The following is a 25,642-nucleotide window of genomic DNA, read 5'->3' as shown; positions in this document are numbered from 1 at the left end:
TTTCCTTACTTTGTGAAAGGAAAATATAAACATTCTGTTTTATGGAAAACTCTTTCAGTTATCAGCCGGTAGCCGGACGCTACGAACGGATGCCTTATAAATATTGTGGTAAGAGCGGCTTGCAGTTACCTTTAATCTCTTTGGGATTGTGGCACAACTTCGGTAGTGTGGACAATTTCGATGTAGCAACCGACATGATTAAGTATGCTTTCGATCACGGTATTACTCATTTCGATCTGGCAAACAACTATGGTCCTGTTCCCGGAAGTGCCGAAATTAATTTCGGACGAATCTTGCGAGAGAACTTCCAAGGTTATCGGGATGAAATGATCATCTCTTCCAAAGCTGGTCATGACATGTGGGCTGGTCCTTATGGTGGAAATAGCTCCCGTAAGAATCTGATGGCGAGCATTGACCAAAGTCTCCGTCGGACAGGATTGGAGTATTTTGATATCTTTTATAGCCATCGTTATGATGGAATTACTCCGGTCGAAGAAACCATTCAGACATTGATTGATATCGTGAAACAAGGGAAAGCGCTGTATATCGGAATCTCTAAATATCCCCCCGAACAAGCACGTATTGCCTATGAAATGATGGCGAAAGCCGGTGTTCCCTGTCTCATCAGCCAGTATCGGTATAATATGTTTGACCGTGCAGTGGAGGCGGAAACACTTCCATTGGCAGCCGAGTTTGGTTCCGGTTTTATTGCCTTTTCTCCTTTGGCGCAAGGACTGTTGACAGATAAATACCTGAATGGTATTCCGGAGGGCTCTCGTGCTGCACGTTCCTCGGGTTTTCTTCAGCTTTCGCAAGTGACGCCTGAAAAGGTAGAGGCAGCCCGCCGGTTGAATGAAATAGCTCTCCGACGTGGACAAACACTCGCTGAAATGGCACTAGCATGGGTGCTGAAAGACGAACGGATGACTTCGGTGATTGTAGGCGCAAGCTCTGTCAACCAGTTGACCGACAATTTGAAAGCGCTGGAATATTTGGAGTTCACGGCAGACGAATTGAAAGAGATCGAACAGATTTTACCTGAATAATTTCAGCCTGAATCGTATGCTGATTTCGCCTTATTATTGAAAATGATAAGGTGAAGTCATATATTTTAAGGATGATTCTGTCCATAAAAGAAATGAGTGCCGATATTTGCTTTAGTCGTTATGTAAAACTTTGTATAACAACTATTGCGGTGTATTCCTTAAATCTATGATGTCCGTGATTTTCCGTAACAGGGAGAATCCCACTTTCTATCCTACCATTGACCAGTTGTGTACATTTATAATTTCCTATTTATGCATCTTGTTGAATTTTTGCAAAGAAGTAGGCCCGTTCATAATTAACTTCTGTTCCAAGTTCTTGATTGTACATGAGAGCAATGTTGAATAATGTAATTCCCAATGGATATAAAGGCATTGTGTTTAACTATATCGGTTACTTTTGTGTATATATCGGTTATCTTGTATAGTTTCATAGTATTTTTGTTGTAATAAAAGAGCGTGTGCCTGCAAAGGCAAAAATACTTTTGGGAAAAGTGTGGATATATTCTATAATAACATATAGTAATTTGATTTGTCTCATGGTAATGAAGTTTCTCACTGTGCGATTATATCCTATCATTTAGACATTGCCCGATTGCTTGTATTTTGAACATGACTGCTTACTTCTGGGAAATCATTATTCCATAAGTATAAGTCTTTTTATATAAACATTTGTGAGGAGAATGGAATATTTTAGATTGTGGTAAAAAAACAGAAAAGTATTAGGAATGCTCGAAAAGAATATATACATTCGTATAATATTCACCTTAAATACTTGTGGTATGAGGCACTTAGCTGTAGTATTCGTTCTGTTGTGTATTTTTGCTTGTAGTAGCGAAGAGGTTGTAAGTACCGTTGAGGAATCTGTAAAGCCGGCTAATGAGGTGGCTATGCAAACTGTCAATTTGCTTGATAGCCTTGAAATTATGGATTATATTTATAGCATTATTGGTCCGATGGCTAAGACACGATCAAATCTACCAGAGGGAGGGTATATTTTTCCTGATAATTGTTTTGCCTATTCGTTGGGGTTTGATAATAAGTGGATAGAGTTTAGTACTTGGGATCAAGTAAGATATGGATATGAAAATGCGAGTTCCGTGTATCATGCCGCTTATGATTACATGAAAGGGGCAACCTTAATATCAGGATACTATCCTGTAGTTTGGGGTTGGGGAAATACCCCTCTGCATGCATCCCTTGGAGGTACTCCCCATTGTGAGGCACCTTATTCTAAGATGGGGCGTATGTGGTTATTGTGGCACCTTGTAAGTGTGTTTTCTAATGGAATGTATGGAGTTCCTGTGGAAACCTATGGTACGGTTTCTCCTACCCGTAGTCTAAGTGAAATGGATGCTAATGCAATGAAAAAAATAAGTGAGGATATTCACGAAAATATAATCTTCTCACCGGATGAGTTGATGATGATTGCTAGAAAAGTAAAAATATGTAGAGAAGGTTCAAGGTTTGAATCTCTGTTTAATGAATGGAAGGAAGCATGGCATTACTCGCTTAGTAATAACACTGCTACTACAAGAAATTTACCTCAATATGCCGATTTAAAGGCTATGGGAAAAGAAATCATTCCATTATTGATTGAGAAGATGGTAACAGAAGAGGATAATTTCTTTGCAATAAGATTGTATGAAGATCTACAAGATAATCCTAATCTGATAATACGATATGCGAACGATGATCCACATCAACTTGAAGGATTACAACAAACAACCAAAAAAACTATAAAAAAGTGGTTAGAATATAATTCCAATTAAAGTTACCTTGGAAATGGTAGGTTGTTGTATATTGCGTATACCTTTAAATTAAGAATATCGGCTCAAATTGGGCCGACATTTGAAAATAAATATTCAAGAAATAGGACATCAATAATAATAGAGATAAGTTTGTTTTTAGGATCTTTTGCTGGAGTGTTTCTCATTTGATTTTATTGTGAAAACTTATTTGTAGTCTTAATCGAAAAATGGATTTTTGGAGTGAAGAAAATATGAATAGTATTTCTCTGTTTTTGAAAGAACTGAATGTCATACGTGCGGATTGTGAACGTAGGGCAAAACGGAAAATAACTAACCGTTCACCCTGGAATTCAGGTTACTTACGCACTTCCCTCTGCGGCTTATTTTTCATTTTCATTTCTCATATTCTCATAAATGATACAATAATCTCCTGTAAAACAACAATATAACACTATGATAAATAAAGTATAAAATGGTATTTCTCATACTATTTCTATCATTTATCCTTAAAAATGATGCATTTCTCATAGGTTTTAAATCGTTTCTTATCTTATTCTCATACTCCTTTTATCTATTTTGCTCCTTTCTCATGCATTATGTCTGTATCTTTTCCCGGACTCTCTTCGGACTTTACGATTATTCCTTTCTTTATGTCGTTTATTAAGCAACTTCCTATTGTTTATTGCTTTCCTGTGTATCATGTACCTTATATCTTTATGCTTTTCCTTAATCATTGCTATTTTTTCCTGCTACTATCTGTATCATTGCACTCGAGTGAACAGATCTTTTCACTCGAGTAGACGGTTCTTTCTACTCTAGTGCAATGATCTGTTCACTGTAGTGGAACGATACAGATGCAGGTAGGAAAATATGCGGATGTCTACTCTGTATACTTTCAATAAGCACTGATAATATCTTGTAAAGCAGTGTCTAGTCTGGTATTCAGCTTGGTCTTTAGTTTAGGATCTGGCTCGAGAATTTATAGGATAAATAGCCAAAATACTATGAGAAATACCTTTAAAAGGAATGAGAAATGCGCCATTTCTAGCATAAAACTCCGGTAATGCTATGAGAAATACCATTTTATGTTTTATTTCTCATAGTACTATTCCAGTGATTTACAACCAATTACCCTACAATCTATGAGAATATGAGAAATGAAAAATATAAAATCGTTTTCAGGCCGCGCATTTTTTTGCTACAATCGCTTTTCATTTTCCTTTTGGCCTTCCCCGTGAATTCATCCTTTTAGTCTCCCTTTTGCAATAAGCGGAACCAGTCATTGCCCTCTTTCCTCTTTTTTTTCATCGGACAGCTCTTCATGCGGATAACTTTCCCGTTGTGCGCCCGTATGCGCCCGCGTGTGATATAATAATGTGTATTTCCCTTATCGTTTCCGACCACGAGCCACTCGTTCTTAAAAAATATGTTCTACAACATCGTTATGGATCAGCACTTTAGGGAATTCCTTCAAAAAAAGTTCGAAAAAAGAGTTTAATATATTTGGACGGTATACGAAAAGGGCGTACTTTTGCACCCGCTTTCCAAGAGAAGAAAGCCTTGCGGAATTGACTTGTTGAAAAGGCGTGATTGGTCCTGAAGAAAAGAACAAAAAAACTTCCGAAAAGTTTTGGAGGATAATAAATAAAGTTCTTATCTTTGCATTCCGATTCGCAAAGAAAAAGGCCGGAGCCTTTCTTTTATACATTCTTTCCCTTTCGCATAGAGAGCCTGAGAAATGAGTAAAGAGAAAGGTTGAAAAAAAACTTCCGAAAAAGTTTGGTGGTTAAAAATAAAGTCTTTACCTTTGCACCGCTTTTGAAACGAAAGCAGCAAGTTCTTTGAAATATTGATAAACAATACAAGTAGTACAAGTAAAAAATAGAACCGTCAATACTTGTCCGAGATTGTAGCGATACGATTTAGGATGTCAGGTATTTGAAATAAGGTCAATAAAATTACGGCGTCCTGAACAGAGCAAAAAATCATCTTAACGGATGACAAGATACTTTTACAATGAAGAGTTTGATCCTGGCTCAGGATGAACGCTAGCTACAGGCTTAACACATGCAAGTCGAGGGGCAGCATTTTAGTTTGCTTGCAAACTAAAGATGGCGACCGGCGCACGGGTGAGTAACACGTATCCAACCTGCCGATAACTCGGGGATAGCCTTTCGAAAGAAAGATTAATATCCGATGGCATATCAGTCCCGCATGAGATTGATATTAAAGAATTTCGGTTATCGATGGGGATGCGTTCCATTAGTTTGTTGGCGGGGTAACGGCCCACCAAGACTACGATGGATAGGGGTTCTGAGAGGAAGGTCCCCCACATTGGAACTGAGACACGGTCCAAACTCCTACGGGAGGCAGCAGTGAGGAATATTGGTCAATGGACGAGAGTCTGAACCAGCCAAGTAGCGTGAAGGATGACTGCCCTATGGGTTGTAAACTTCTTTTATATGGGAATAAAGTATTCCACGTGTGGAATTTTGTATGTACCATATGAATAAGGATCGGCTAACTCCGTGCCAGCAGCCGCGGTAATACGGAGGATCCGAGCGTTATCCGGATTTATTGGGTTTAAAGGGAGCGTAGGTGGATTGTTAAGTCAGTTGTGAAAGTTTGCGGCTCAACCGTAAAATTGCAGTTGAAACTGGCAGTCTTGAGTACAGTAGAGGTGGGCGGAATTCGTGGTGTAGCGGTGAAATGCTTAGATTATCACGAAGAACTCCGATTGCGAAGGCAGCTCACTAGACTGCAACTGACACTGAGGCTCGAAAGTGTGGGTATCAAACAGGATTAGATACCCTGGTAGTCCACACAGTAAACGATGAATACTCGCTGTTTGCGATATACAGCAAGCGGCCAAGCGAAAGCATTAAGTATTCCACCTGGGGAGTACGCCGGCAACGGTGAAACTCAAAGGAATTGACGGGGGCCCGCACAAGCGGAGGAACATGTGGTTTAATTCGATGATACGCGAGGAACCTTACCCGGGCTTAAATTGCACCTGAATATATTGGAAACAGTATAGCCGCAAGGCAGGTGTGAAGGTGCTGCATGGTTGTCGTCAGCTCGTGCCGTGAGGTGTCGGCTTAAGTGCCATAACGAGCGCAACCCTTATCTTTAGTTACTAACAGGTTATGCTGAGGACTCTAGAGAGACTGCCGTCGTAAGATGTGAGGAAGGTGGGGATGACGTCAAATCAGCACGGCCCTTACGTCCGGGGCTACACACGTGTTACAATGGGGGGTACAGAAGGCAGCTACCTGGTGACAGGATGCTAATCCCAAAAACCTCTCTCAGTTCGGATCGAAGTCTGCAACCCGACTTCGTGAAGCTGGATTCGCTAGTAATCGCGCATCAGCCATGGCGCGGTGAATACGTTCCCGGGCCTTGTACACACCGCCCGTCAAGCCATGAAAGCCGGGGGTACCTGAAGTACGTAACCGCGAGGAGCGTCCTAGGGTAAAACTGGTAATTGGGGCTAAGTCGTAACAAGGTAGCCGTACCGGAAGGTGCGGCTGGAACACCTCCTTTCTGGAGTGATGTCGTAAGACGATGCAACTCTACATGAATAATGTAAAACGGCCATCGTTAAAAATAATGACTTTAAAGGTTCTGTTTTTTGTACTACTGGTACTTGTTTATTTATAATATATAGATCAACCATCTATAGAAGTATAGATAGAGATAAACAAGAGAAAAAAGAAGCCGAGTCTAACGCACAGGTAGACAAGGTTGAACTAGTCCTATAGCTCAGTTGGTTAGAGCGCTACACTGATAATGTAGAGGTCGGCAGTTCAACTCTGCCTGGGACTACCAAGCTCAAGAATGAGGAACAGCGAAAGCTGAAAGCTGAAAGCTAAAAAACGATATTCTTGAACAACCTCTTGGGGGATTAGCTCAGCTGGCTAGAGCATCTGCCTTGCACGCAGAGGGTCAACGGTTCGAATCCGTTATTCTCCACTCTCTCTGAAAAGAGAAAACGATCTTTGACATGATGTACAAAAAGTAAAATTAAAAGTAAGAGCTAAAAGTATATATCAAACCGTACGTGTTCGAGTATGCAATATTGATAGCTGGGAGCAATTCCAACGTCAGTACCAATACAAGAATAAAACGTTTGAAAGAAAGTAAGCAAGGGCGCATGGCGGATGCCTTGGCTCTCGGAGGCGATGAAGGACGTGATAAGCTGCGATAAGCTTCGGGTAGGTGCAAATAACCTTTGATCCGAAGATTTCCGAATGGGACAACCCGTCATTCTGAAGGAATGACATCTTGCATAGCAAGAGGCTAACGCAGGGAACTGAAACATCTTAGTACCTGCAGGAAAAGAAAATAATAATGATTCCCCTAGTAGTGGCGAGCGAACGGGGATTAGCCCAAACCAATGTTGTTACGGCAATATTGGGGTTGTAGGACCACGATATCGCAAGACATTTAGTGAGAAGAATTCTTTGGAAAATGAAACCATAGACGGTGATAGTCCGGTATTCGAAGCTAAACGAAGCGTAGTGGTATCCTGAGTAGCGCGGGACACGAGGAATCTTGCGTGAATCTGCCGGGACCATCCGGTAAGGCTAAATACTCCCGAGAGACCGATAGCGAACCAGTACTGTGAAGGAAAGGTGAAAAGCACTTCGAATAGAAGAGTGAAATAGTCCCTGAAACCGTGCGCCTACAAGCGGTCGGAGCTTCGTAAGAAGTGACGGCGTGCCTTTTGCATAATGAACCTACGAGTTACTTTTTCCGGCAAGGTTAAGCATTTCAAAATGTGTAGCCGAAGCGAAAGCGAGTCTGAACAGGGCGACTAGTCGGAAGGAGTAGACGCGAAACCAAGTGATCTACCCTTGGTCAGGTTGAAGGTTAGGTAACACTAACTGGAGGACCGAACCGATAAGCGTTGAAAAGCTTCCGGATGAACTGAGGGTGGGGGTGAAAGGCTAATCAAACTTGGAGATAGCTCGTACTCCCCGAAATGCATTTAGGTGCAGCCTTGGGAATTACTACTGTGAGGTAGAGCGACTGATAAGATGCGAGGGCTTCACCGCCTATCAAGTCTTGATAAACTCCGAATGCGCAGTAGTTCGATCACAGGAGTGAGGGCATGGGTGCTAAGGTCCATGTCCTAAAGGAGAAGAATCCAGACCATCAGCTAAGGTCCCGAAATAATTGCTAAGTTGAACTAACGAAGTCAGATTGCTAAGACAGCTAGGATGTTGGCTTGGAAGCAGCCATTCATTTAAAGAGTGCGTAACAGCTCACTAGTCGAGGAGTTTGGCGTGGATAATAATCGGGCATCAAGCAATTTACCGAAGCTATGGGATCAGTAATGATCGGTAGGGGAGCATTCCACTCTGCGTCGAAGGTGAAGCGTGAGCTTTGCTGGAGCGTGTGGAAAAGCAAATGTAGGTATAAGTAACGATAAAGGGGGTGAGAAACCCCCTCGCCGAAAGACTAAGGTTTCCTGATCAACGCTAATCGGATCAGGGTTAGTCGGGTCCTAAGGCTCAGCCGAACGGTGAGGCCGATGGCAGAACAGGTTAATATTCCTGTACTACCTTAAGGAGTGACGTGGAGACGGAGTCGTGACAACGCCGCGGACTGACGGAATAGTCCGTTGAAGGGTGTAGATGTTGATCTTTGCAGGCAAATCCACAAAGAGAGTCGAACCTGATAGTATACCAATTCCTTCGGGAAACGGTAATAGTGCGTGTAAGCATACTCCCAAGAAAATCCGCTAAACTTAATCTTTAAGGTACCCGTACCGCAAACGGACACACGTAGTCGGGTTGAATATACTAAGGCGCTTGAGTGATTCACGGTTAAGGAACTAGGCAAATTGACCCTGTAACTTCGGGATAAAGGGTCCCAACGAGAGTTGGGCGCAGAGAATAGGTCCAGGCAACTGTTTAACAAAAACACAGGGCTGTGCTAAATTGAAAGATTACGTATACAGCCTGACACCTGCCCGGTGCTGGAAGGTTAAGAGGAGATGTCATCGCAAGAGAAGCATTGAATTGAAGCCCCAGTAAACGGCGGCCGTAACTATAACGGTCCTAAGGTAGCGAAATTCCTTGTCGGGTAAGTTCCGACCTGCACGAATGGTGTAATGATCTGGACACTGTCTCAACCGTGAGCTCAGTGAAATTGTAGTATCGGTGAAGATGCCGATTACCCGCGATGGGACGAAAAGACCCCGTGAACCTTTACTATAGCTTAACATTGAATTTGGGTAATTGATGTGTAGGATAGGCCGGAGACTTCGAAGCAGGTACGCCAGTATTTGTGGAGTCGCTGTTGAAATACGGCCCTTTGATTATTTGAGTTCTAACCCGTGGTTGCGGGGACACTGTTTGGTGGGTAGTTTGACTGGGGTGGTCGCCTCCAAAAGTGTAACGGAGGCTTCTAAAGGTGCCCTCAGGACGATTGGTAACCGTCCGTAGAGTGTAATGGCATAAGGGCGCTTGACTGGGAGACAGACAAGTCGATCAGGTAGGAAACTAGAGCATAGTGATCCGGTGTTTCCGTATGGAAGGGACATCGCTCAAAGGATAAAAGGTACTCCGGGGATAACAGGCTGATCCCTCCCAAGAGCTCATATCGACGGAGGGGTTTGGCACCTCGATGTCGGCTCGTCACATCCTGGGGCTGGAGAAGGTCCCAAGGGTTGGGCTGTTCGCCCATTAAAGTGGCACGCGAGCTGGGTTCAGAACGTCGTGAGACAGTTCGGTCTCTATCTATCGTGGGCGTATGAAATTTGCGTGGCTCTGACACTAGTACGAGAGGACCGTGTTGGACTGACCGCTGGTTTACCAGTTGTGCCGCCAGGTGCATTGCTGGGTATCTAAGTCGGGATTGGATAAGTGCTGAAAGCATCTAAGTACGAAGCCAGCCACAAGATTAGATTTCTTAGGGTCGTCAAAGACGATGACGTTGATAGGATGCAGGTGTAAAGGTGGTAACATCAAAGCCGAGCATTACTAATTGCCCGTTCACTTTCTTTCAAATATGTACCGGTTGGGTATATACGTTTAGCGGATTACTGATACGGAAACTGGAAACAGCAAACAGAAACATAATAGTAATACTTTCGATTTTACTTTTCATCATGTCATAACCTTATTCAGGTGGTTATAGCACGAGGGTTCCACCTCTTCCCATTCCGAACAGAGAAGTTAAGCCTCGTCACGCCGATGGTACTGCGTAACAGTGGGAGAGTAGGTAGCCGCCGTTTTTAAGAAGCCCCTTGATTCAACTAAGAATCAAGGGGCTTTCTGTTTTTAAACCAGAAGAGAAGATAACCTCTGGTATTTATACCGTCCTTTTTAGCAGATGCAAACCTCATAATCGTTTGTTCAATAGAGATGCTTTTTTTAACAAATTAAAATAATGTTCCCTAGAACAAAACACTTTGCAACTTGTTCTTAATAGTAGAGACAAATTTTTATGTTTAAATGATGTAAACAATGATATATGTATGCATTTAATTGCTACATTTGTTGCTGAATCTATAATGGACGAATAAAACAACTAAAAATACAATGAAACTTTCGCCGAAATTCATATTAGCTTTTGTTCTGCTGATGCTATCTTTTAGCATGGGTGGAAATGCTATGAATTTTTCGGCTTATGCTTCAAACAGTGAGGCCTCTTGTCAACTGTCAGAATCATCTTCTGATGTTAATCGTAATTCTTTTGTAGATAATCAGTCGGTCAGTTATGATAACTCGCAGTCATTAACTATTTCTGATGTAGAATTAGGATTTAAATTAGTAACTGAATCAAACTCTAATAATTATCGCCTGCGTAGAATCATTGAAATCAATGACTCCTTAAAAGACGTTATACATAAGTTTCTCGTGTTAAGAGAAAATTCTTTAGTATTAGATCAAAGTAAATCATTTTATTCGGATAAGGATCCACATTACTCCATTACGTGTAGCGACTACTACGTGTTCGCTCTAAGACGTATCCTTATTTAGTTTATTTCCCCTATTATCCGTTTTTTTTCGTACTCTGTATGAACTGTGTGACTTTTTCCTTTTAAAAGTTGCAGGGTCTGTAGCGCAGTGTGTCTAATCGAAATTTTTACTTCCTAAATAACTAAAATTAATTTCTTAACAAAAAACTTATTATGGAAACTACTAAAAAAACTCAAGTTGTAGGTATAAAGAATGCCGGTATCGTAATCATCTGCTGTTTAGTAATAGCTGTGTGTATCTATCAGTTCCTATTAGGGAATCCATCCAACTTTATGAACAATGACCCGAACAATCATCCGTTGAATATGTTGGGTACTATTTACAAAGGTGGGGTTATCGTGCCTATTATCCAGACATTGTTGTTAACCGTTCTTGCTCTGAGCATTGAGCGTTATTTCGCTCTTCGTTCTGCTTTCGGTAAAGGCTCATTGTCTAAGTTTGTAGCTAACATCAAAGATGCTTTAGCTGCTGGTGACATGAAGAAAGCACAGGAGATCTGTGATAAACAACGTGGTTCTGTTGCTAACGTAGTAACTTCTACTTTGCGCAAGTATGAGGAAATGGAAAAGAATACCTCTCTTCCTAAAGAACAGAAGCTGCTAGCTATCCAGAAAGAACTTGAAGAAGCTACAGCTTTAGAAATGCCTATGATGCAACAAAATCTTCCAATTATCGCTACCATCACTACCTTGGGTACATTGATGGGATTGCTTGGTACTGTAATCGGTATGATCCGTTCATTTGCTGCTTTGTCTGCTGGTGGTGGTGCTGACTCTATGGCTTTGTCTCAAGGTATCTCTGAAGCTTTGATCAACACAGCTTTCGGTATCTTGACTGGTGCATTGGCTGTTATCTCTTACAACTATTACACTAACAAAATTGATAAATTGACTTACGGACTTGACGAAGTCGGATTCTCTATCGTGCAAACTTTTGCTGCTACTCACTAATTCTGCGAACCCTTATAAAATCTATTATTAATCATGGGTAGAGCGCAAATTAAAAAGAAAAGTACGTTCATAGATATGACCGCTATGAGTGACGTTACTGTATTGCTTCTGACTTTCTTTATGTTGACATCAACATTTGTGAAAAAGGAACCGGTACAAGTTACCACTCCGGCTTCCGTATCGGAAATCAAGATTCCGGAGACTAATGTACTCCAGATTCTGGTTGATCCGGAAGGAAAAATATTTATGAGCCTCGACAAGCAGCAGGATATGCAGGCTGTCTTGGAGAGCATGGGTGAAGAGTATGGCATTAAGTTTACTCCGGAGCAAGAGAAGAGATTTATGTTGTCTTCTACTTTTGGAGTGCCTATCAGAAGTATGCAGAAATATCTTGATCTCCCCGAAGATCAACGGGATAAGATCCTTAAGAATGAAGGCATTCCATGTGATAGTGTTGATAATCAGTTTAAGTCGTGGGTGCGTAATGCACGTACTGCCAATGCTGATCTACGTATTGCTATCAAGGCAGACGCTAAGACTCCATACTCAGTGATAAAGAACGTTATGAACTCACTTCAGGATCTGCGGGAAAATCGGTATAATCTGATTACTTCTCTCAAAGCAGAATCTGAAAATTAAAAAGGAGGAAATACAATGAGTGCTGAAGTACAAGAGAGCGGTGGAAAAAGAGGAAAAAGCAAACAAAAGAAAATATCTGTCCGAGTGGACTTTACACCGATGGTGGATATGAACATGTTGCTGATTACTTTCTTTATGCTTTGTACCACACTGAGCAAACCTCAGACGATGGAAATAAGTATGCCGAGTAATGACAAAGATTTAACTGAAAATCAGAAGAGTATGGTGAAGGCTTCACAAGCAATTACATTATTGCTAGGGGCTGATAATAAACTTTATTATTATGAGGGAGAGCCTAACTACAAGGATTATACCTCCTTGAAAGAAACTAGTTACGGCGCAGATGGACTACGTGCCGTACTCCTTCAGAAAAATGCTGTTGCTGTCAATAAAGTAAGAGAATTGAAACAACAGAAACTGGATCTTAAGATAACGGAGGATGAATTTAAGAAGCAGGTTGCTGAGATAAAGAGCGGAAAGGATACACCGACCGTAATTATCAAAGCTACGGATGATGCTTCTTATATGAATCTGATTGACGCGCTGGACGAAATGCAGATATGTAATATTGGTAAATATGTGATAACAGACATTGCAGAAGCTGATGAATTCTTGATGAAGAATTACGATGCGAAAGGTGAATTGTCACAGAACTTAGCCGGTAATTGATGTAACACCCAAAAAAGAAAAGTAAAATGGCAAAATTAGATTTAGCTTCTTCGGAATGGTGTCAACTGATTTTTGAAGGCAAGAACCAAGCATATGGCGCATATAAAATGCGTGCCAATTCGACAAAACGACACAATGTCGCAATGTTGATTGTGGTAATCATAGCAGCAGTTGGATTTAGCATCCCTACGTTGCTTAAGTTGGCTACTCCGGAACAGAAAGAAGTGATGACAGAGGTTACTACTTTGTCGAAATTGGAAGAACCGGAAATTAAACAGGAAGAGATGAAACGGGTTGAACCGGTTGCGCCTCCTCCTCCTGCGTTGAAAAGTTCTATTAAGTTTACTGCCCCTGTCATTAAGAAAGATGAAGAGGTGCATGAGGATGATGAGATCAAGAGCCAGGAAGATTTGAATGCTACTAAAGTATCTATCTCTATTGCCGACGTAAAAGGTAATGACGAGGCAAATGGTAAAGATATCGCTGACCTTAAGCAGGTGGTAACACAGGCTGCACCGGAACCGGAAAAGGTTTTCGATATGGTAGAACAGATGCCGACGTTTCCTGGTGGTCAACAGGAGTTGATGGCATATCTGGGTAAGAACATCAAATATCCGACTATTGCACAGGAGAATGGAACACAAGGTCGCGTTATCATACAGTTCGTTGTTGAACGTGATGGTTCTATTTCTGATGTACGTGTGGCGCGTGGTGTAGACCCTTATCTGGATAAGGAAGCTGTGCGCGTGGTAAAAAGCATGCCGAAATGGCTCCCTGGTAAACAGAATGGAAAAGCGGTACGTGTGAAGTTCACCGTTCCGGTAATGTTTAAACTACAATAAAAAATGATGAAGAGACAATTTAGGCTGATAGGAATCGTTGCGCTGGTGCTGTTGAGTGCTTGTAACTCGAAATCGAAAGGGCCGACGGATACTTATTCTTCCGGCGTGGTAACGATCGCGGCGGATGAAAGTTTCGAACCTATCATACAAGAAGAGATAGAGGTGTTTGAAAACCTGTACCCTTTGGCCGGGATTGTCCCTCGCTACACTACTGAAGTGGAAGCGATAAATTTACTTCTGAAAGACAGTGTCCGGTTGGCTATTGCAACCCGGACACTGACTAAGGAAGAAATGAATTCATTCCACAGCCGTAAATTTTTCCCTCGCGAGATAAAATTGGCTACGGATGGTTTGGCATTGATTGTGAATCGTGCTAATCCGGATTCTTTGTTGAGTGTACGTGATTTCCGCCGCATCCTCACCGGTGAGGTGAAAAACTGGAAAGATGTAAATCCGGATTCCCGGTTGAAAGGGATTCAGGTGGTGTTCGATAATAAGAACTCCAGTACCGTACGTTTTGCAATAGACTCAATCTGTAGTGGAAAACCGTTGGCAGAAGGTAACGTCAGTGCCTTGAAAACCAACCAGCAAGTGATAGATTATGTAGCGAAAAATCCCGATGCTATGGGAGTTATTGGAGTTAACTGGTTGGGGAACCGCAGTGATACAACCAATCTTTCTTTTCGCGAAGAGATCAAAGTGATGTCAGTGAGTGCAGAGGATATAGCAACTCCGGCTAACAGTTATAAACCTTATCAGGCTTACCTGTTCTATGGTAATTATCCGTTGGCACGATCTATTTATGCATTACTGAATGATCCTCGCAGTGGGCTGCCTTGGGGATTTGCTTCTTTTATGACATCCGACAAGGGGCAGCGGATTATATTAAAATCCGGACTTGTTCCGGCTACACAGCCGGTGCGTATTGTCCACGTGAAAGACGAATAATAACTAAAATTAGAGACTATCATGAAACGAGTACAAATGTTTTTAGCTGGAGCGTTTATAGCAGTAGGGTCGCTCTGTGCGCAATCAACCGATGCCGAATGGCAGGCGGAAGTTGCAAAATTGAAAGGAACTATTCAGACGAATCCGGCACAGGCTGCTGAAGAAGCCGAACATCTGATTAAAGGAAAGAATAAAAAGAATGTGGAACTTTTGGTAGCTATCGGAAACGCATATCTGGATGCTGACAAACTTCCCGAAGCGCAAGAATATGCAACTCTTGCCAGAAAAGCGAATGGTAAATCAGCTCTTGCTTCTGTATTGGAGGGAAATATCGCCATGAAACAGAAAAACGGAGGTCTTGCTTCTCAAAAATATGAAGAGGCGATTTATTTCGATCCGAAATGTACGGAAGCTTATCTGAAATATGCAGATGTTTATAAGTCAGCCAATGCAAATCTTGCCATTGAAAAGCTGAACCAATTGAAGGCCCTGGAACCGTCCAACACAGCCGTAGACAAAAAACTAGCCGAGATTTATTATTTAAAAAATGATTTTAGCAAAGCGGTGGAATCTTATGCGAATTTTGCAATGGGACCTACTGCCACAGAAGAAGACTTAGTGAAGTATGCGTTTGCTTTATTTTTGAACCATGATTTTGAGAAATCGCTCGAAGTGGCTAATATGGGATTACAAAAGAATGTCCATCATGCTGCGTTCAATCGTCTGGCAATGTATAACTATACTGACTTGAAGCGTTTTGATGAAGCGATAAAAGCAGCGAACATCTTCTTCAATGAATGTGAAAAAGCCGATTATTCTTATTTGGATTATATGTATTATGGACACTTGTTGGAAAGTCTGAAAAAATATGATGACGCAGTAATACAATATGAGAAAGCGGTGAAGATGGAGCCGACAAAGACGGATTTATATAAAAATATCTCTTCAGCTTACGAACAGAAAAATGATTATAAAAAAGCAATCAGTGCTTACCAGAAATATTATTCATCTCTTGATAAAGAAAAACAGACTCCGGACTTACAATTCCAGTTTGGTAGACTTTATTACGGTGCTGGTACGCAACCTGATTCATTGACAATCACTGTTGAAGAACGCAAGCAGGCATTGATGTCCGCTGATTCTGTTTTCCATGCAATTGCGGAAGCAGCACCGGACAGCTATTTGGGTAACTTCTGGAGAGCACGTGCCAATTCCGCACTTGACCCTGAAACCACTCAAGGACTTGCGAAACCTTTCTATGAGGAAGTGGCTGCTTTATTGGAAAGCAAAAACGATCCTCATTACAATTCAGCTTTGGTTGAATGCTACAGTTATCTTGGATATTACTATTTGTTAGCGATCGAGAATCCGGCATTGAAGGCCGAAGCAAGGGCTAATAAAGATAAATCCATAGAATACTGGAATAAAATTCTGGCTATAGACCCCGCTAATGCTACTGCTAAAAGGGCATTGGACGGCATCAAATAGTGAATAATTTTAGTTGTTTGTCGTGACAGGAGGAGTGGAGAGTGATCTTAGCTCCTCCTTTTTTTGGCACTTTTTTTCCCTTTTCTATTGGAATATTCAAAAGATTATCTACTTTTGTGGTGTACTATTACACTAATACACTAAAAGATCATTATTCATTAAACAGAAATACTATGATTACAGTAGAAAATCTTTCATTTACTTATCGTAAATCGAAGCGTGCGGTACTACATGATTTTTCGCTTTCATTCGAGTCCGGCAGGGTATATGGCCTGTTGGGAAAGAATGGCGCGGGAAAGTCTACTCTTCTCTATCTGATGTCCGGGTTATTGACTCCTAAAAACGGCAAAGTGGTGTTTCACGATACAGATGTGCGCCGTCGGTTACCGATTACTTTACAGGATATGTTTTTAGTCCCCGAAGAGTTTGAATTACCTTCAGTCTCTTTGGTCAGCTATGTGGAGTTGAACAGTCCTTTTTATCCCCGTTTCAGCAAGGAAGAGATGATTAAATATCTCCATTATTTTGAGATGGATATAGATATTGATCTCGGATCACTTTCTATGGGACAGAAAAAGAAAGTATTCATGAGCTTTGCGCTTGCTACAAACACTTCTCTTTTGTTGATGGACGAGCCGACCAACGGATTGGACATTCCCGGCAAAAGTCAGTTCCGTAAGTTTATCGCATCGGGTATGTCGGATGATAAGACGATTGTAATTTCTACGCATCAGGTTCGTGACATCGATAAGGTGCTCGATCATGTATTGATTATGGACGACAGCTGTGTATTGCTGGATGAATCTACAAGTAATATTTGCGACAAGCTTTTCTTTGTGGAGAGTGACGATCGGGAATTGGCGAAAAGTGCTCTTTTCGCAATCCCTACTATCCAGGGAAATTACCTGATACTTCCTAACGAAGAACAGGAAGAATCGGAATTAAACCTGGAACTTCTTTTTAATGCTACGCTGGCGGCTCCTGAAGAGATAGCCCGATTGTTTCACACTCAAAAATAAAAGACGATGATAAAAGATACTTTTTTCAGTTTGCCTCGTTTTATGAATCTTTGCCGTAAGGAGATGGTAGAGAATTGGAGATCGAATGTGCTTCGTATGGTGTTGATGTATGGAGTGATGGCAGTGGTATTGGTTTGGAACGGATATTTTCAATACAGGTATCACGATTCTGCTTATTTTATTCGTCATACAAATGCAAATGCCGATCCTGCATGGGGATTTATATTGATGGCTTTTTTGTGGTTTCTATTTGTTTTCGGGTGCTTAAGTGCATCGCTGGTGATGGAGAAGATGAAGAATAAGACTAGTCGGCTATCCACATTAATGACACCGTCCACTCCTTTCGAGAAGTTTTTTTCCCGTTGGCTGGTATCAACTATCGTATTTTTAGTTGTTTTTTTGATTGCTTTTAAATTGGCTGATTATACAAGAGTAATGGTTTATTCGCTTATCTATCCGGAGGTAAAAGAGGTGATACTCCCTGTCAATCTGGGAGATTTAGTCGGTAGCGGGAAACGGTGGTTTTTATTCAATGAAACGTATCAGTTGATATTAGTCCTTTCTATATATTGCTTTGTGCAGTCATTGTTCGTATTAGGTAGTTCTGTTTGGCCGAAGAACTCTTTTCTTAAAACTTTTGTTTCGGTTACAATCATTGTTCTGATTTATGTATTGATGGGAATGTTGACGGGTAATATGCTATTTCATGGAAACAACAATAAAGATTACGGCTATATTTTTTCTTTTTTCACGGAGCAACAAGTTTTCACTCTGGGAACCATAGCCTTTATGTTTTTTGCATTGGTTAATTGGGTACTTGCCTTTTTTCGTTTTAAGGAGTCCGAGATTATTCAACGTATGTAATACTCTAGCCTATGAATTTTAAAGAAAGTAAAGCTATTTATCTGCAGATCGCTGATAGGATCTGTGATGAGATACTTCTGGGGCAATTTGGGGAAGAGGAACGCATCCCTTCTGTCAGAGAATATGCCGCTATTGTGGAAGTAAATGCCAATACAGTGATGCGCTCATTTGATTATCTCCAGTCACAGAATATTATTTATAATAAACGCGGCATTGGTTATTTTGTCTCTACCGGTGCAAGGGAACTGATTCATTCTTTGCGAAAGAATACTTTTTTGAAAGAAGAACTGGATTATTTTTTCAAGCAGATTAAGACACTGGATATTCCTATCAAAGAGATAACCGATATGTACCGGGAATTTTGTAAAAAAGAAAAGTAAAACAAATATTATGAAACGTACAACTTATATATTAATTGGGCTTTTTGTAGCCGGACTTTGTGTGCTGGTAGGCGGAATGTTTGTGATGTATTGTCTGGGGAGGCCGCACTTTTCCAATCAAATAAATCTGCAAGGAGAGCAGCTAACCAAAGAAATCCCGGCTTGCCGGGTAATATGGCTTGCTCAAACGGAGATGCATACAGAAGAATGTAGTGTCTGGCTGGCAAATTCTTTTTTGCGAGTGCTGCCTTCAAAAGGAGAGAAAAATGAATTTTCCTGTTCGCAGAAAGTAAATGACTATCTGAAAATGACCGTCATGGGGGATACGTTGAAAATTCTTTTGGACTATCCGCTGGATAAACTCCTGCAAGAGTTAAAGGAATCCAGATATGTGGCGATGATAACGGGAGACATGCAACTGAATCTGACGCAAGAGGTGGAATGTATTATCAATGATATTTACATGCAGGATATAGCTCTTAAAAATTTGACAAAGGATTCTCTTTCCATTAATACTTCTAATTCTATGCAAGTGGATTCGTGCGATCTTAGAGCTTTGCATGTTGCTAGGAGTGGCAGGAATGTGGAATTTCAGAGTGGTAAGATCAATAATCTGCATTTGAATCTGAATATGATGGATAATTGGTCTGTAAATGTGCAAGAATGTCGGATTGATACGGAATACTTGACAGGTCACAATGGGAATGTGAAACTTCAAAAAGGAGAGTGCAAACGTATGTTTTGGATTCCTGAAAAGGATGATGCCAAATTACAGGTAACTTTGACCGAAAAAGCCTGTGTGACGATGATAGAATAAACTAGCATATAGATTAAAAAAGGAGTAAAGATGTATTTATCATATTTTACTCCTTTTTTATATGGTTATTATAATGCTTTTGTCAAAGTGAAGCAATCGATATCCGGTGCCCAGTTGTAACTATTACCCATGCGAATGGTGTTGTAACCGGCTTTTAGCTCAACGGGAACTGTGATTTCGTTGTGGTTATTATCCTCACCCAAAGAATCGATTTTGGTAATAATACCGTTGACATCCAATTCTATCTGGCGACCTTTACCGTAGGAGTAATGAATAGTCATGTTATAGCGTCCGCCATCTCCGCTGTACACTTCCTTCCATTCGGCATAATTTTCCGGTTGTCCACCCAGGAAACCTACTTTCATTTTGCCGGAAGCTTCCTTGTCATTGGCATAAAGAATACCTTTAGGATTTTTACCAAGGTCGTTGAAAAGAGGCAAGTAAGCCCATTCCGCTTCGTACAAAGTCGGTTCCAGACGTGTTTCGCCTTCCATGCGGAGGAACATGGCGCTGTGTGCCGGAAGCGTTTGTTCGAAAGCATCGGAGAAGTTGCCTAAATCGCTGTGTTTTACGAGATCACGTACTTTTACGTTTCCTCCAAATTCCAATGAAGAGAACGGGACGGAGAAACTGCATACGGTATCGGAAGGATTGTAGAGAGCCACAGCACGTACGTTTCCACGTTTCTGCTCAATATCTTTCACAAGTACATAACCTTCATTTTCATGTTGCGCTACGTAGGCCTGCAAGCCCAGCGGGTCTTGGTTGAGGGCAATCAATTCTTTATTTTTCAGCAGTTCGAGAGAAGAGTCTGGTATGTTTTCCAGGTTACATCCGATAAGCAAAGGAGAGCTCATGATACACCATAAACCGAAATGAGCTTCTTCTTCTGTCGGGGTAAGACCTTGTCCGCCCACTTTGCTGTCGTTACGGAATCCGATAACCATCATATCCATGTCATTGTAATGTCCGTTGCCGGCATAGGCAGACAGGTAAAGATTCTTGCCGACTACATATTTTAATGAGCCCCAATGTGCGTTAATATCCCCGCTGATACGCCAGGAGGTTGCTGCATCTTTAGCCCAAGTGCCCGGGAAGGCCCATCGGCAGATATTGATGGAAACATCTTTGTTTACTTTGTCTATACTGTTCCGGATTGAGGTGTAGCGTTCCTTTTCATTGAGTCCCAGCGCGTCTCCTCCGCAATAATCAATTTTGATAAAATCGAACCCCCAATCGCCAAAGTATAATTGGGCGTCTTGCAGTTCGTGTCCATAGATGCCTGCTCCTATACCAGCTGTGTCATTGTCCCACATGGAACCGCACGTACTATTACCTGCATCGGTATAAAGGCCGGCTTTCATTCCCAGGCTGTGAATATGATCCGCTACCGGTTTCATGCCGTTCGGGAACCGTTTTTCATTTCCAAGCATAATTCCGTTGTCGTCACGTTTTCCGAAATAGCCGTCATCGATATTGACATAATGATATCCGGCATCTTTCAGACCTTTTTTCACCATCAGGTCAGCCTGATTTTTGATAATGTCTTCACTGATGTCTACACGAAACGCATTCCATGAACTCCATCCCATGATAGGAGGATTGACTGCCTTTTCATTTTCCGAAAGAGTGGTTTGAGTCTTTGTGCAGCTGATGCACATAAAAGAAGTTACTGCTACTGTAAAGAGATAAATACTGTTTTTCATGATATAATAGGTTGGTGTTTTCTTTTGTATAGCCGTCCCGATTTCGTCCCGGTGAGTAAATAGAAATAAAGGGCAACTTACTGTATTCCAGAAAGCTACCCTTTATTTTGTCGGAATGAGGCGACTCGAACGCCCGACCCCTACGTCCCGAACGTAGTGCGCTACCAACTGCGCTACATTCCGATTGCTTACGAAGTGGTGCCACCAGGAATCGAACCGGGGACACAAGGATTTTCAGTCCTTTGCTCTACCAACTGAGCTATGGCACCTTTCTCGTTTGCGGGTGCAAAGATAAGTATATTTTTTAATACCGCAATAACTTAGCGGGAAAATTTCGCCAAATTCTGACCGGTGAAAATATAAATGTATTTTTGTTGGAATAAATATGTAGATAACCCATTATTTATGCAACATATTTTATAAATTTACGCACTGAAACTATCAAAACATTATAAACACTCTAATCCTATGTCATCACTGGCAATTATTATTATAATAGTTCTATTAGCTGCCTTTATTTATGTGTGGGCAAAGTGCCAGTCACTCCAAAAAGAGGTACATTCGAAAGAAAACAAAGAGAATGAACTTAAAAAATTGGCTTTGGTTTTGCAGAACATCAATGCCTACTTCTTATTGATTGATAAGGATTTGGTAGTCTGTGACACTAATTATTATTCTTTGAACCGTCTGCCTGTTCAGGTAGGTGGAGTTACAAAAAGAGTGGGGGATTTGTTGCATTGTAGAAACGCGATTACAGCCGGTGAATGTGGTCAGCATGAACAGTGTAAACTATGTTGTATTCGTGCGTCTATCGGTAAGGCTTTTTACAAGAAAGCAAGCTTTAAAAATCTGGAGGCTTCGATGAAGCTGTTGAGTGAGGATGAGACGACAGTAACTCCTTGCGATGTATCGGTATCGGGTACTTATCTGAAGATTCATGGCGAAGATTATATGGTGTTGACTGTTTATAATGTGACGGAACTGAAGAATGCGCAAAGGTTACTGACCATTGAAAGAGAACATTCCATTTCTGCCGATAAATTGAAATCAGCCTTCATCGCTAATATGAGCCACGAGGTTCGTACGCCATTAAATGCTATTGTCGGATTTTCCGGTTTGATGGTGTCGGCATCCAGTGAAGAGGAGAGAAAAATGTATGCTGATATTATTGTAGAGAATAACGAACGGTTGTTGCGCTTGGTGAATGATATTTTCGATCTTTCTCAAATAGAATCGGGGACAGTTGATTTTGTTTATACGGAGTTTGATGTCAATGATTTATTGAGAGAGTTGGACGGAATATTTAAGATGAAATTGAATGACTCGTCGGTGGAATTGATTTGTGAGGCACATGTAGAACCTATTATGATGTATTCGGAACGGGAACGCATCATTCAGGTATTGTCTAACCTCTTGCATAATGCGATGAAATTCACCACGTCGGGTGAAATTCGTTTTGGTTGCCGCCTGGAAAGCACGGACGAGATTTACTTTTTTGTGTCCGACACCGGCATTGGTATACCGGAAGAAGAACAGAAAAAGATATTCTCACGTTTCATAAAACTCGATCGTGAAATGCAGGGGACGGGACTTGGACTGACTCTTTCGCAAACAATTATCCAAAACCTGGGCGGAAATCTTGAACTCGATTCGGAAATTAACCGGGGATCCACTTTCAGCTTTGTGTTGCCACGGGTGATTAAGCCGGAATTGATTAAGCCCGGCCTATAAAGTAAATCGCCCTTACTACAGTTGTAAAGTGTATCTCAAAAGTGTTAAATCTGACTTTTGGGGTGCAGTTCACTTGACTGTAGTGAGGGTGATTTTATAAATTCAAGGCTTTTCGAATTGTCTTGAACTTCTTGATGAACAAGATGAATGTTTAGTCTTTACGACTTAGGTACATCCTTATCTTTGTCTCCGGTTCCCGGAGATGCTTTGCTGGCAGAGGAACTTCCACCGGAAGCGGTTGCGCCGGGTTTAGCTGTACTTGCCCCGGTTGCTCCTCCTGTATGTGCAGAAGTTGCATTGGCAGGACGGGGAGCATTAACGCTGCTTGCACTAACGTTTGCGGTGGCAGGTTGAGCCTGAACTTCCCAATGGAACGGTTCGAAATTGGAATTCGGGTCTACCCAAGACGGTTTCTTGGAAGCGTAGATGATGAACGGAGCAATAACGACGATAATTGCACCGATAATCAGTACGGAGAACCAAACGGTGTTGCTACCGGTAGAGATTTGGCTGGGCGGGATGAAGCTAAGGATGAAAGCAAGCAATGATCCGCAGAAACCAAGACCGCCAACAAACCACATCAGACCGTTGCCGGACTTACCGATACGGAACGGACGGTTAAGTTTCTTCATCTTATAACGCAATGCGATAGCTCCGGAGAACATCAACAAATACATAATCAGATAAAGAATAACTGTCAACTGTGACAGAATCTGATAGAAACTCTGTACGGAAGGCATAACGACAAACAGCAAACTTAAGATGGTTACAGCGATACCCTGCACGAGTAAGATGTTTTTCTGTACACCCAGTTTGTTTGTTTTCTGAAAGAACGGAGGCATATAACCAGCTTTACCTACGGCAAATATACCTTTTGACGGACCGGCAACCCATGTCAATACGCCAGCCAATACACCGAAAGCAAGGGCAACGGCAATGATTGGTGACAACCAGGAAGCATGAATATATTTGAAATAATTGTCGAAACCGACGAGCAGGCTTTGAGTCAGGTTGATATCTTTAGCAGGGATAATCACACCTAATGCAAAAGTACCTAGAACGAAGATCAGCACTGTGATCAGCGCACCGATGAATACGGCTTTCGGATAGTTTTTAGAAGGGTTCTCTACGTCTTTTACGTGGATACCGCCCATTTCCATACCAGCATAAAACAAGAAGATACTGGCAGCAAGAACGACATTATCAAAGTTGGTAAAGTCGGGGATGAAGCTACTGTGGAAATCCATATTGGATTGTCCGCCGGTTGCCAGGTAAATGATTCCTAAGATAATCAACAGACCAGCCGGAATAATGGTACCAACCATACCACCGACTTTGGCTACTTTACCTACCCAGCTCATACCTTTCAGAGAAATGAAAGTGGCCAGCCAGTAGATGATCAGTACTACAATAAGCGTATAATACTTATTGTTTGCCAGTGACATGTCATGTACGTCGTTCATCCCGATAAAAGCGATAGATACGGCACCAAACGTTAATACTGTCGGATACCAGATCGTACTTTCAATCCATTGCACCCAGATGGCGAGGAATCCCAGTTTCTTGCCGTAGGCCTCGCCTACCCACCGGAACACACCACCCTGCTTATCCTGAAACATCGCCGCCAGCTCGGCTGCAACGAGCGATGTAGGGATTAGAAAGACAATAGCCGCAAAAAGATAATAGAAGGCCGAGCTCATTCCATATACGGCCTCGGCTGGTAGTCCACGCAAGGATACTACTGCCGTAACATTCATGATAGCAAGGGTAAACACACCCAGCTTCACTGCATTTTTAATATTTGCCATAAGTTAAGGTTTTAAGTGAAAAATATTTTAAAGTCAGTGTTATAACAACATTTTGCGTGAGATGTTTCCGCAATCTCTTTCAAAGTTCGTTAATTAACATCGTCGGAACGGGATATTGTAACCTTGGATTTACCTGTTTTGAAACAATTACTTTTCTCGATTGTTTCTAAACAATCTAAATTATATATGAACCATTTTATTATAAACTAAGTAGTTATGAAATCAGCACTTTCAGATTTTATTTTCGGAAAAAAGGGGATCTACGGTATTCTTCACATTATTATATTAGTGATGTCCCTGTTTCTGGTCATCAGTATCTCGGTGGATACTTTTAAGGGAATTCCTTTCTATACACAGTCTTCTTACATGAAGGTACAGCTATGTATCTGTCTTTGGTTTCTTTTCGATTTTGTGTTGGAGTTCTTCTTGGCAAAACATAAAGGACGCTATCTGCGGACACATTTTATCTTTTTATTGGTGGCCATTCCTTATCAGAATATTATCGCATATTATGGATGGACGTTTTCGGATGAGATCACCTATATGCTTCGTTTCATTCCTTTATTAAGAGGCGGTTATGCGCTTGCTATTGTGGTCGGCTGGCTGACTTACAATCGGGCTTCGAGTTTGTTCGTCTCTTATCTGACGATGCTGCTGGCAACAGTTTATTTCTCCAGTCTGGCATTTTTTGTGCTCGAACATCGGGTGAATCCATTGGTGAATGATTATGGAGATGCCTTGTGGTGGGCTTTTATGGATGTCACTACCGTAGGGTCGAATATCGTAGCGCAGACTGTGACCGGGCGCGTGCTTTCTGTTTTGCTGGCTGCCTTGGGTATGATGATGTTCCCTATCTTTACAGTTTATATTACAAATTTGATTCAGCAATCCAACAAGCGTAGAAAACAATATTATGAAGAGGAGGAACAACAGAAAAAGGCTTCCGCTCAAAAGGAATCGGCAGAAAAAGCTGCCGTACAGAAAGCAAATACATAA

Annotated in this window: 17 protein-coding genes, 4 tRNA genes and 3 rRNA genes; 20 read left to right on the top strand and 4 right to left on the bottom strand. The window is 41.5% G+C overall.

Annotation, left to right across the window (positions count from 1 at the left end):
- The first annotated feature begins 41 nt into the window (after positions 1 to 41).
- The 18 genes from GD631_RS02380 (at position 42) to GD631_RS02295 (ending at position 19,401) form a co-directional block, all read left to right on the top strand.
- Positions 42 to 1,046, top strand: coding sequence for an aldo/keto reductase (locus GD631_RS02380; RefSeq protein WP_143259163.1), 1,005 nt, complete (start codon positions 42 to 44; stop codon positions 1,044 to 1,046).
- Positions 1,047 to 1,825: 779 nt separating this feature from the next.
- Positions 1,826 to 2,815 carry a DUF7689 domain-containing protein gene (locus tag GD631_RS02375; RefSeq protein ID WP_244983355.1) on the top strand — a complete coding sequence of 330 codons (990 nt, stop codon included), beginning with the start codon at positions 1,826 to 1,828 and terminating at the stop codon, positions 2,813 to 2,815.
- 1,992 nt (positions 2,816 to 4,807) lie between these two features.
- A 16S ribosomal RNA gene (locus GD631_RS02370) occupies positions 4,808 to 6,337 on the top strand.
- A 208-nt stretch (positions 6,338 to 6,545) separates the two neighbouring features.
- A tRNA-Ile gene (locus tag GD631_RS02365) sits at positions 6,546 to 6,622 on the top strand.
- 70 nt (positions 6,623 to 6,692) lie between these two features.
- Positions 6,693 to 6,766: transfer RNA gene (locus GD631_RS02360), tRNA-Ala, on the top strand.
- A gap of 161 nt (positions 6,767 to 6,927) precedes the next feature.
- Positions 6,928 to 9,807, top strand: a 23S ribosomal RNA gene (locus GD631_RS02355).
- Between the two features lie 119 nt (positions 9,808 to 9,926).
- Positions 9,927 to 10,037 (top strand): 5S ribosomal RNA (rrf, locus tag GD631_RS02350).
- Together the 16S, 23S and 5S rRNA genes with 2 tRNA genes alongside form the textbook arrangement of a ribosomal RNA operon.
- Positions 10,038 to 10,344: 307 nt before the next feature.
- Complete coding sequence (locus GD631_RS02345; RefSeq protein WP_143260174.1) at positions 10,345 to 10,785, top strand: DUF8440 family protein; 441 nt, start codon at positions 10,345 to 10,347, stop codon at positions 10,783 to 10,785.
- A gap of 152 nt (positions 10,786 to 10,937) precedes the next feature.
- Positions 10,938 to 11,735 carry a MotA/TolQ/ExbB proton channel family protein gene (locus GD631_RS02340; protein WP_143260175.1) on the top strand — a complete coding sequence of 266 codons (798 nt, stop codon included), beginning with the start codon at positions 10,938 to 10,940 and terminating at the stop codon, positions 11,733 to 11,735.
- A gap of 33 nt (positions 11,736 to 11,768) precedes the next feature.
- Positions 11,769 to 12,374: an ExbD/TolR family protein gene (locus GD631_RS02335; RefSeq protein ID WP_143260176.1), complete on the top strand. Its 606-nt coding sequence runs from the start codon at positions 11,769 to 11,771 to the stop codon at positions 12,372 to 12,374.
- 15 nt (positions 12,375 to 12,389) lie between these two features.
- Positions 12,390 to 13,043 (top strand): ExbD/TolR family protein, encoded by a 654-nt coding sequence (locus tag GD631_RS02330; protein WP_143260177.1) that lies wholly within the window; start codon positions 12,390 to 12,392, stop codon positions 13,041 to 13,043.
- Between the two features lie 26 nt (positions 13,044 to 13,069).
- On the top strand, positions 13,070 to 13,885 hold the full coding sequence (locus tag GD631_RS02325) for an energy transducer TonB (RefSeq protein ID WP_143260178.1): 816 nt from the start codon (positions 13,070 to 13,072) through the stop codon (positions 13,883 to 13,885).
- A 3-nt stretch (positions 13,886 to 13,888) separates the two neighbouring features.
- Positions 13,889 to 14,833 (top strand): PstS family phosphate ABC transporter substrate-binding protein, encoded by a 945-nt coding sequence (locus GD631_RS02320; RefSeq protein ID WP_143260179.1) that lies wholly within the window; start codon positions 13,889 to 13,891, stop codon positions 14,831 to 14,833.
- A 21-nt stretch (positions 14,834 to 14,854) separates the two neighbouring features.
- The gene (locus tag GD631_RS02315) at positions 14,855 to 16,321 is read left to right on the top strand and encodes a tetratricopeptide repeat protein (protein WP_185911556.1); all 1,467 of its coding nucleotides are present in this window, start codon (positions 14,855 to 14,857) and stop codon (positions 16,319 to 16,321) included.
- Between the two features lie 173 nt (positions 16,322 to 16,494).
- A complete protein-coding gene (locus tag GD631_RS02310) occupies positions 16,495 to 17,340 on the top strand; it encodes an ABC transporter ATP-binding protein (RefSeq protein WP_143260180.1) in 846 nt (281 codons plus the stop codon).
- Positions 17,341 to 17,346: 6 nt separating this feature from the next.
- Positions 17,347 to 18,204 carry a hypothetical protein gene (locus tag GD631_RS02305; protein ID WP_143260181.1) on the top strand — a complete coding sequence of 286 codons (858 nt, stop codon included), beginning with the start codon at positions 17,347 to 17,349 and terminating at the stop codon, positions 18,202 to 18,204.
- Between the two features lie 11 nt (positions 18,205 to 18,215).
- A complete protein-coding gene (locus GD631_RS02300; protein WP_008026532.1) occupies positions 18,216 to 18,584 on the top strand; it encodes a GntR family transcriptional regulator in 369 nt (122 codons plus the stop codon).
- Between the two features lie 10 nt (positions 18,585 to 18,594).
- Entirely contained in the window at positions 18,595 to 19,401 is an 807-nt protein-coding gene (locus GD631_RS02295; protein WP_143260182.1) for a hypothetical protein, read from the top strand.
- 68 nt (positions 19,402 to 19,469) lie between these two features.
- Here the strand turns inward: GD631_RS02295 and GD631_RS02290 are convergent, their stop codons facing one another.
- The 3 genes from GD631_RS02290 to GD631_RS02280 all read right to left on the bottom strand — a co-directional run bounded on the left by GD631_RS02290 (position 19,470) and on the right by GD631_RS02280 (position 21,376).
- Positions 19,470 to 21,107, bottom strand: coding sequence for an alpha-galactosidase D (locus tag GD631_RS02290; RefSeq protein WP_143260183.1), 1,638 nt, complete (start codon positions 21,105 to 21,107; stop codon positions 19,470 to 19,472).
- A 110-nt stretch (positions 21,108 to 21,217) separates the two neighbouring features.
- Positions 21,218 to 21,290: transfer RNA gene (locus GD631_RS02285), tRNA-Pro, on the bottom strand.
- A gap of 13 nt (positions 21,291 to 21,303) precedes the next feature.
- Positions 21,304 to 21,376: transfer RNA gene (locus GD631_RS02280), tRNA-Phe, on the bottom strand.
- A gap of 199 nt (positions 21,377 to 21,575) precedes the next feature.
- On the opposite strand from GD631_RS02280, the gene GD631_RS02275 reads away from it, so the two are divergent.
- Positions 21,576 to 22,838 (top strand): sensor histidine kinase, encoded by a 1,263-nt coding sequence (locus tag GD631_RS02275; RefSeq protein ID WP_143260184.1) that lies wholly within the window; start codon positions 21,576 to 21,578, stop codon positions 22,836 to 22,838.
- 158 nt (positions 22,839 to 22,996) lie between these two features.
- On the opposite strand, the gene gadC is transcribed toward GD631_RS02275, so the two are convergent.
- Positions 22,997 to 24,646, bottom strand: coding sequence for a glutamine/gamma-aminobutyrate antiporter GadC (gene gadC / locus GD631_RS02270; protein ID WP_143260185.1), 1,650 nt, complete (start codon positions 24,644 to 24,646; stop codon positions 22,997 to 22,999).
- A 216-nt stretch (positions 24,647 to 24,862) separates the two neighbouring features.
- Here gadC and GD631_RS02265 point away from each other — a divergent pair, with 216 nt between their 5' ends.
- Positions 24,863 to 25,642, top strand: coding sequence for a potassium channel family protein (locus tag GD631_RS02265; RefSeq protein ID WP_143260186.1), 780 nt, complete (start codon positions 24,863 to 24,865; stop codon positions 25,640 to 25,642).

This window comes from Bacteroides luhongzhouii, from assembly GCF_009193295.2.
GTDB lineage: Bacteria > Bacteroidota > Bacteroidia > Bacteroidales > Bacteroidaceae > Bacteroides > Bacteroides luhongzhouii.
This window is presented reverse-complemented; position numbering and strand designations above follow the sequence as displayed.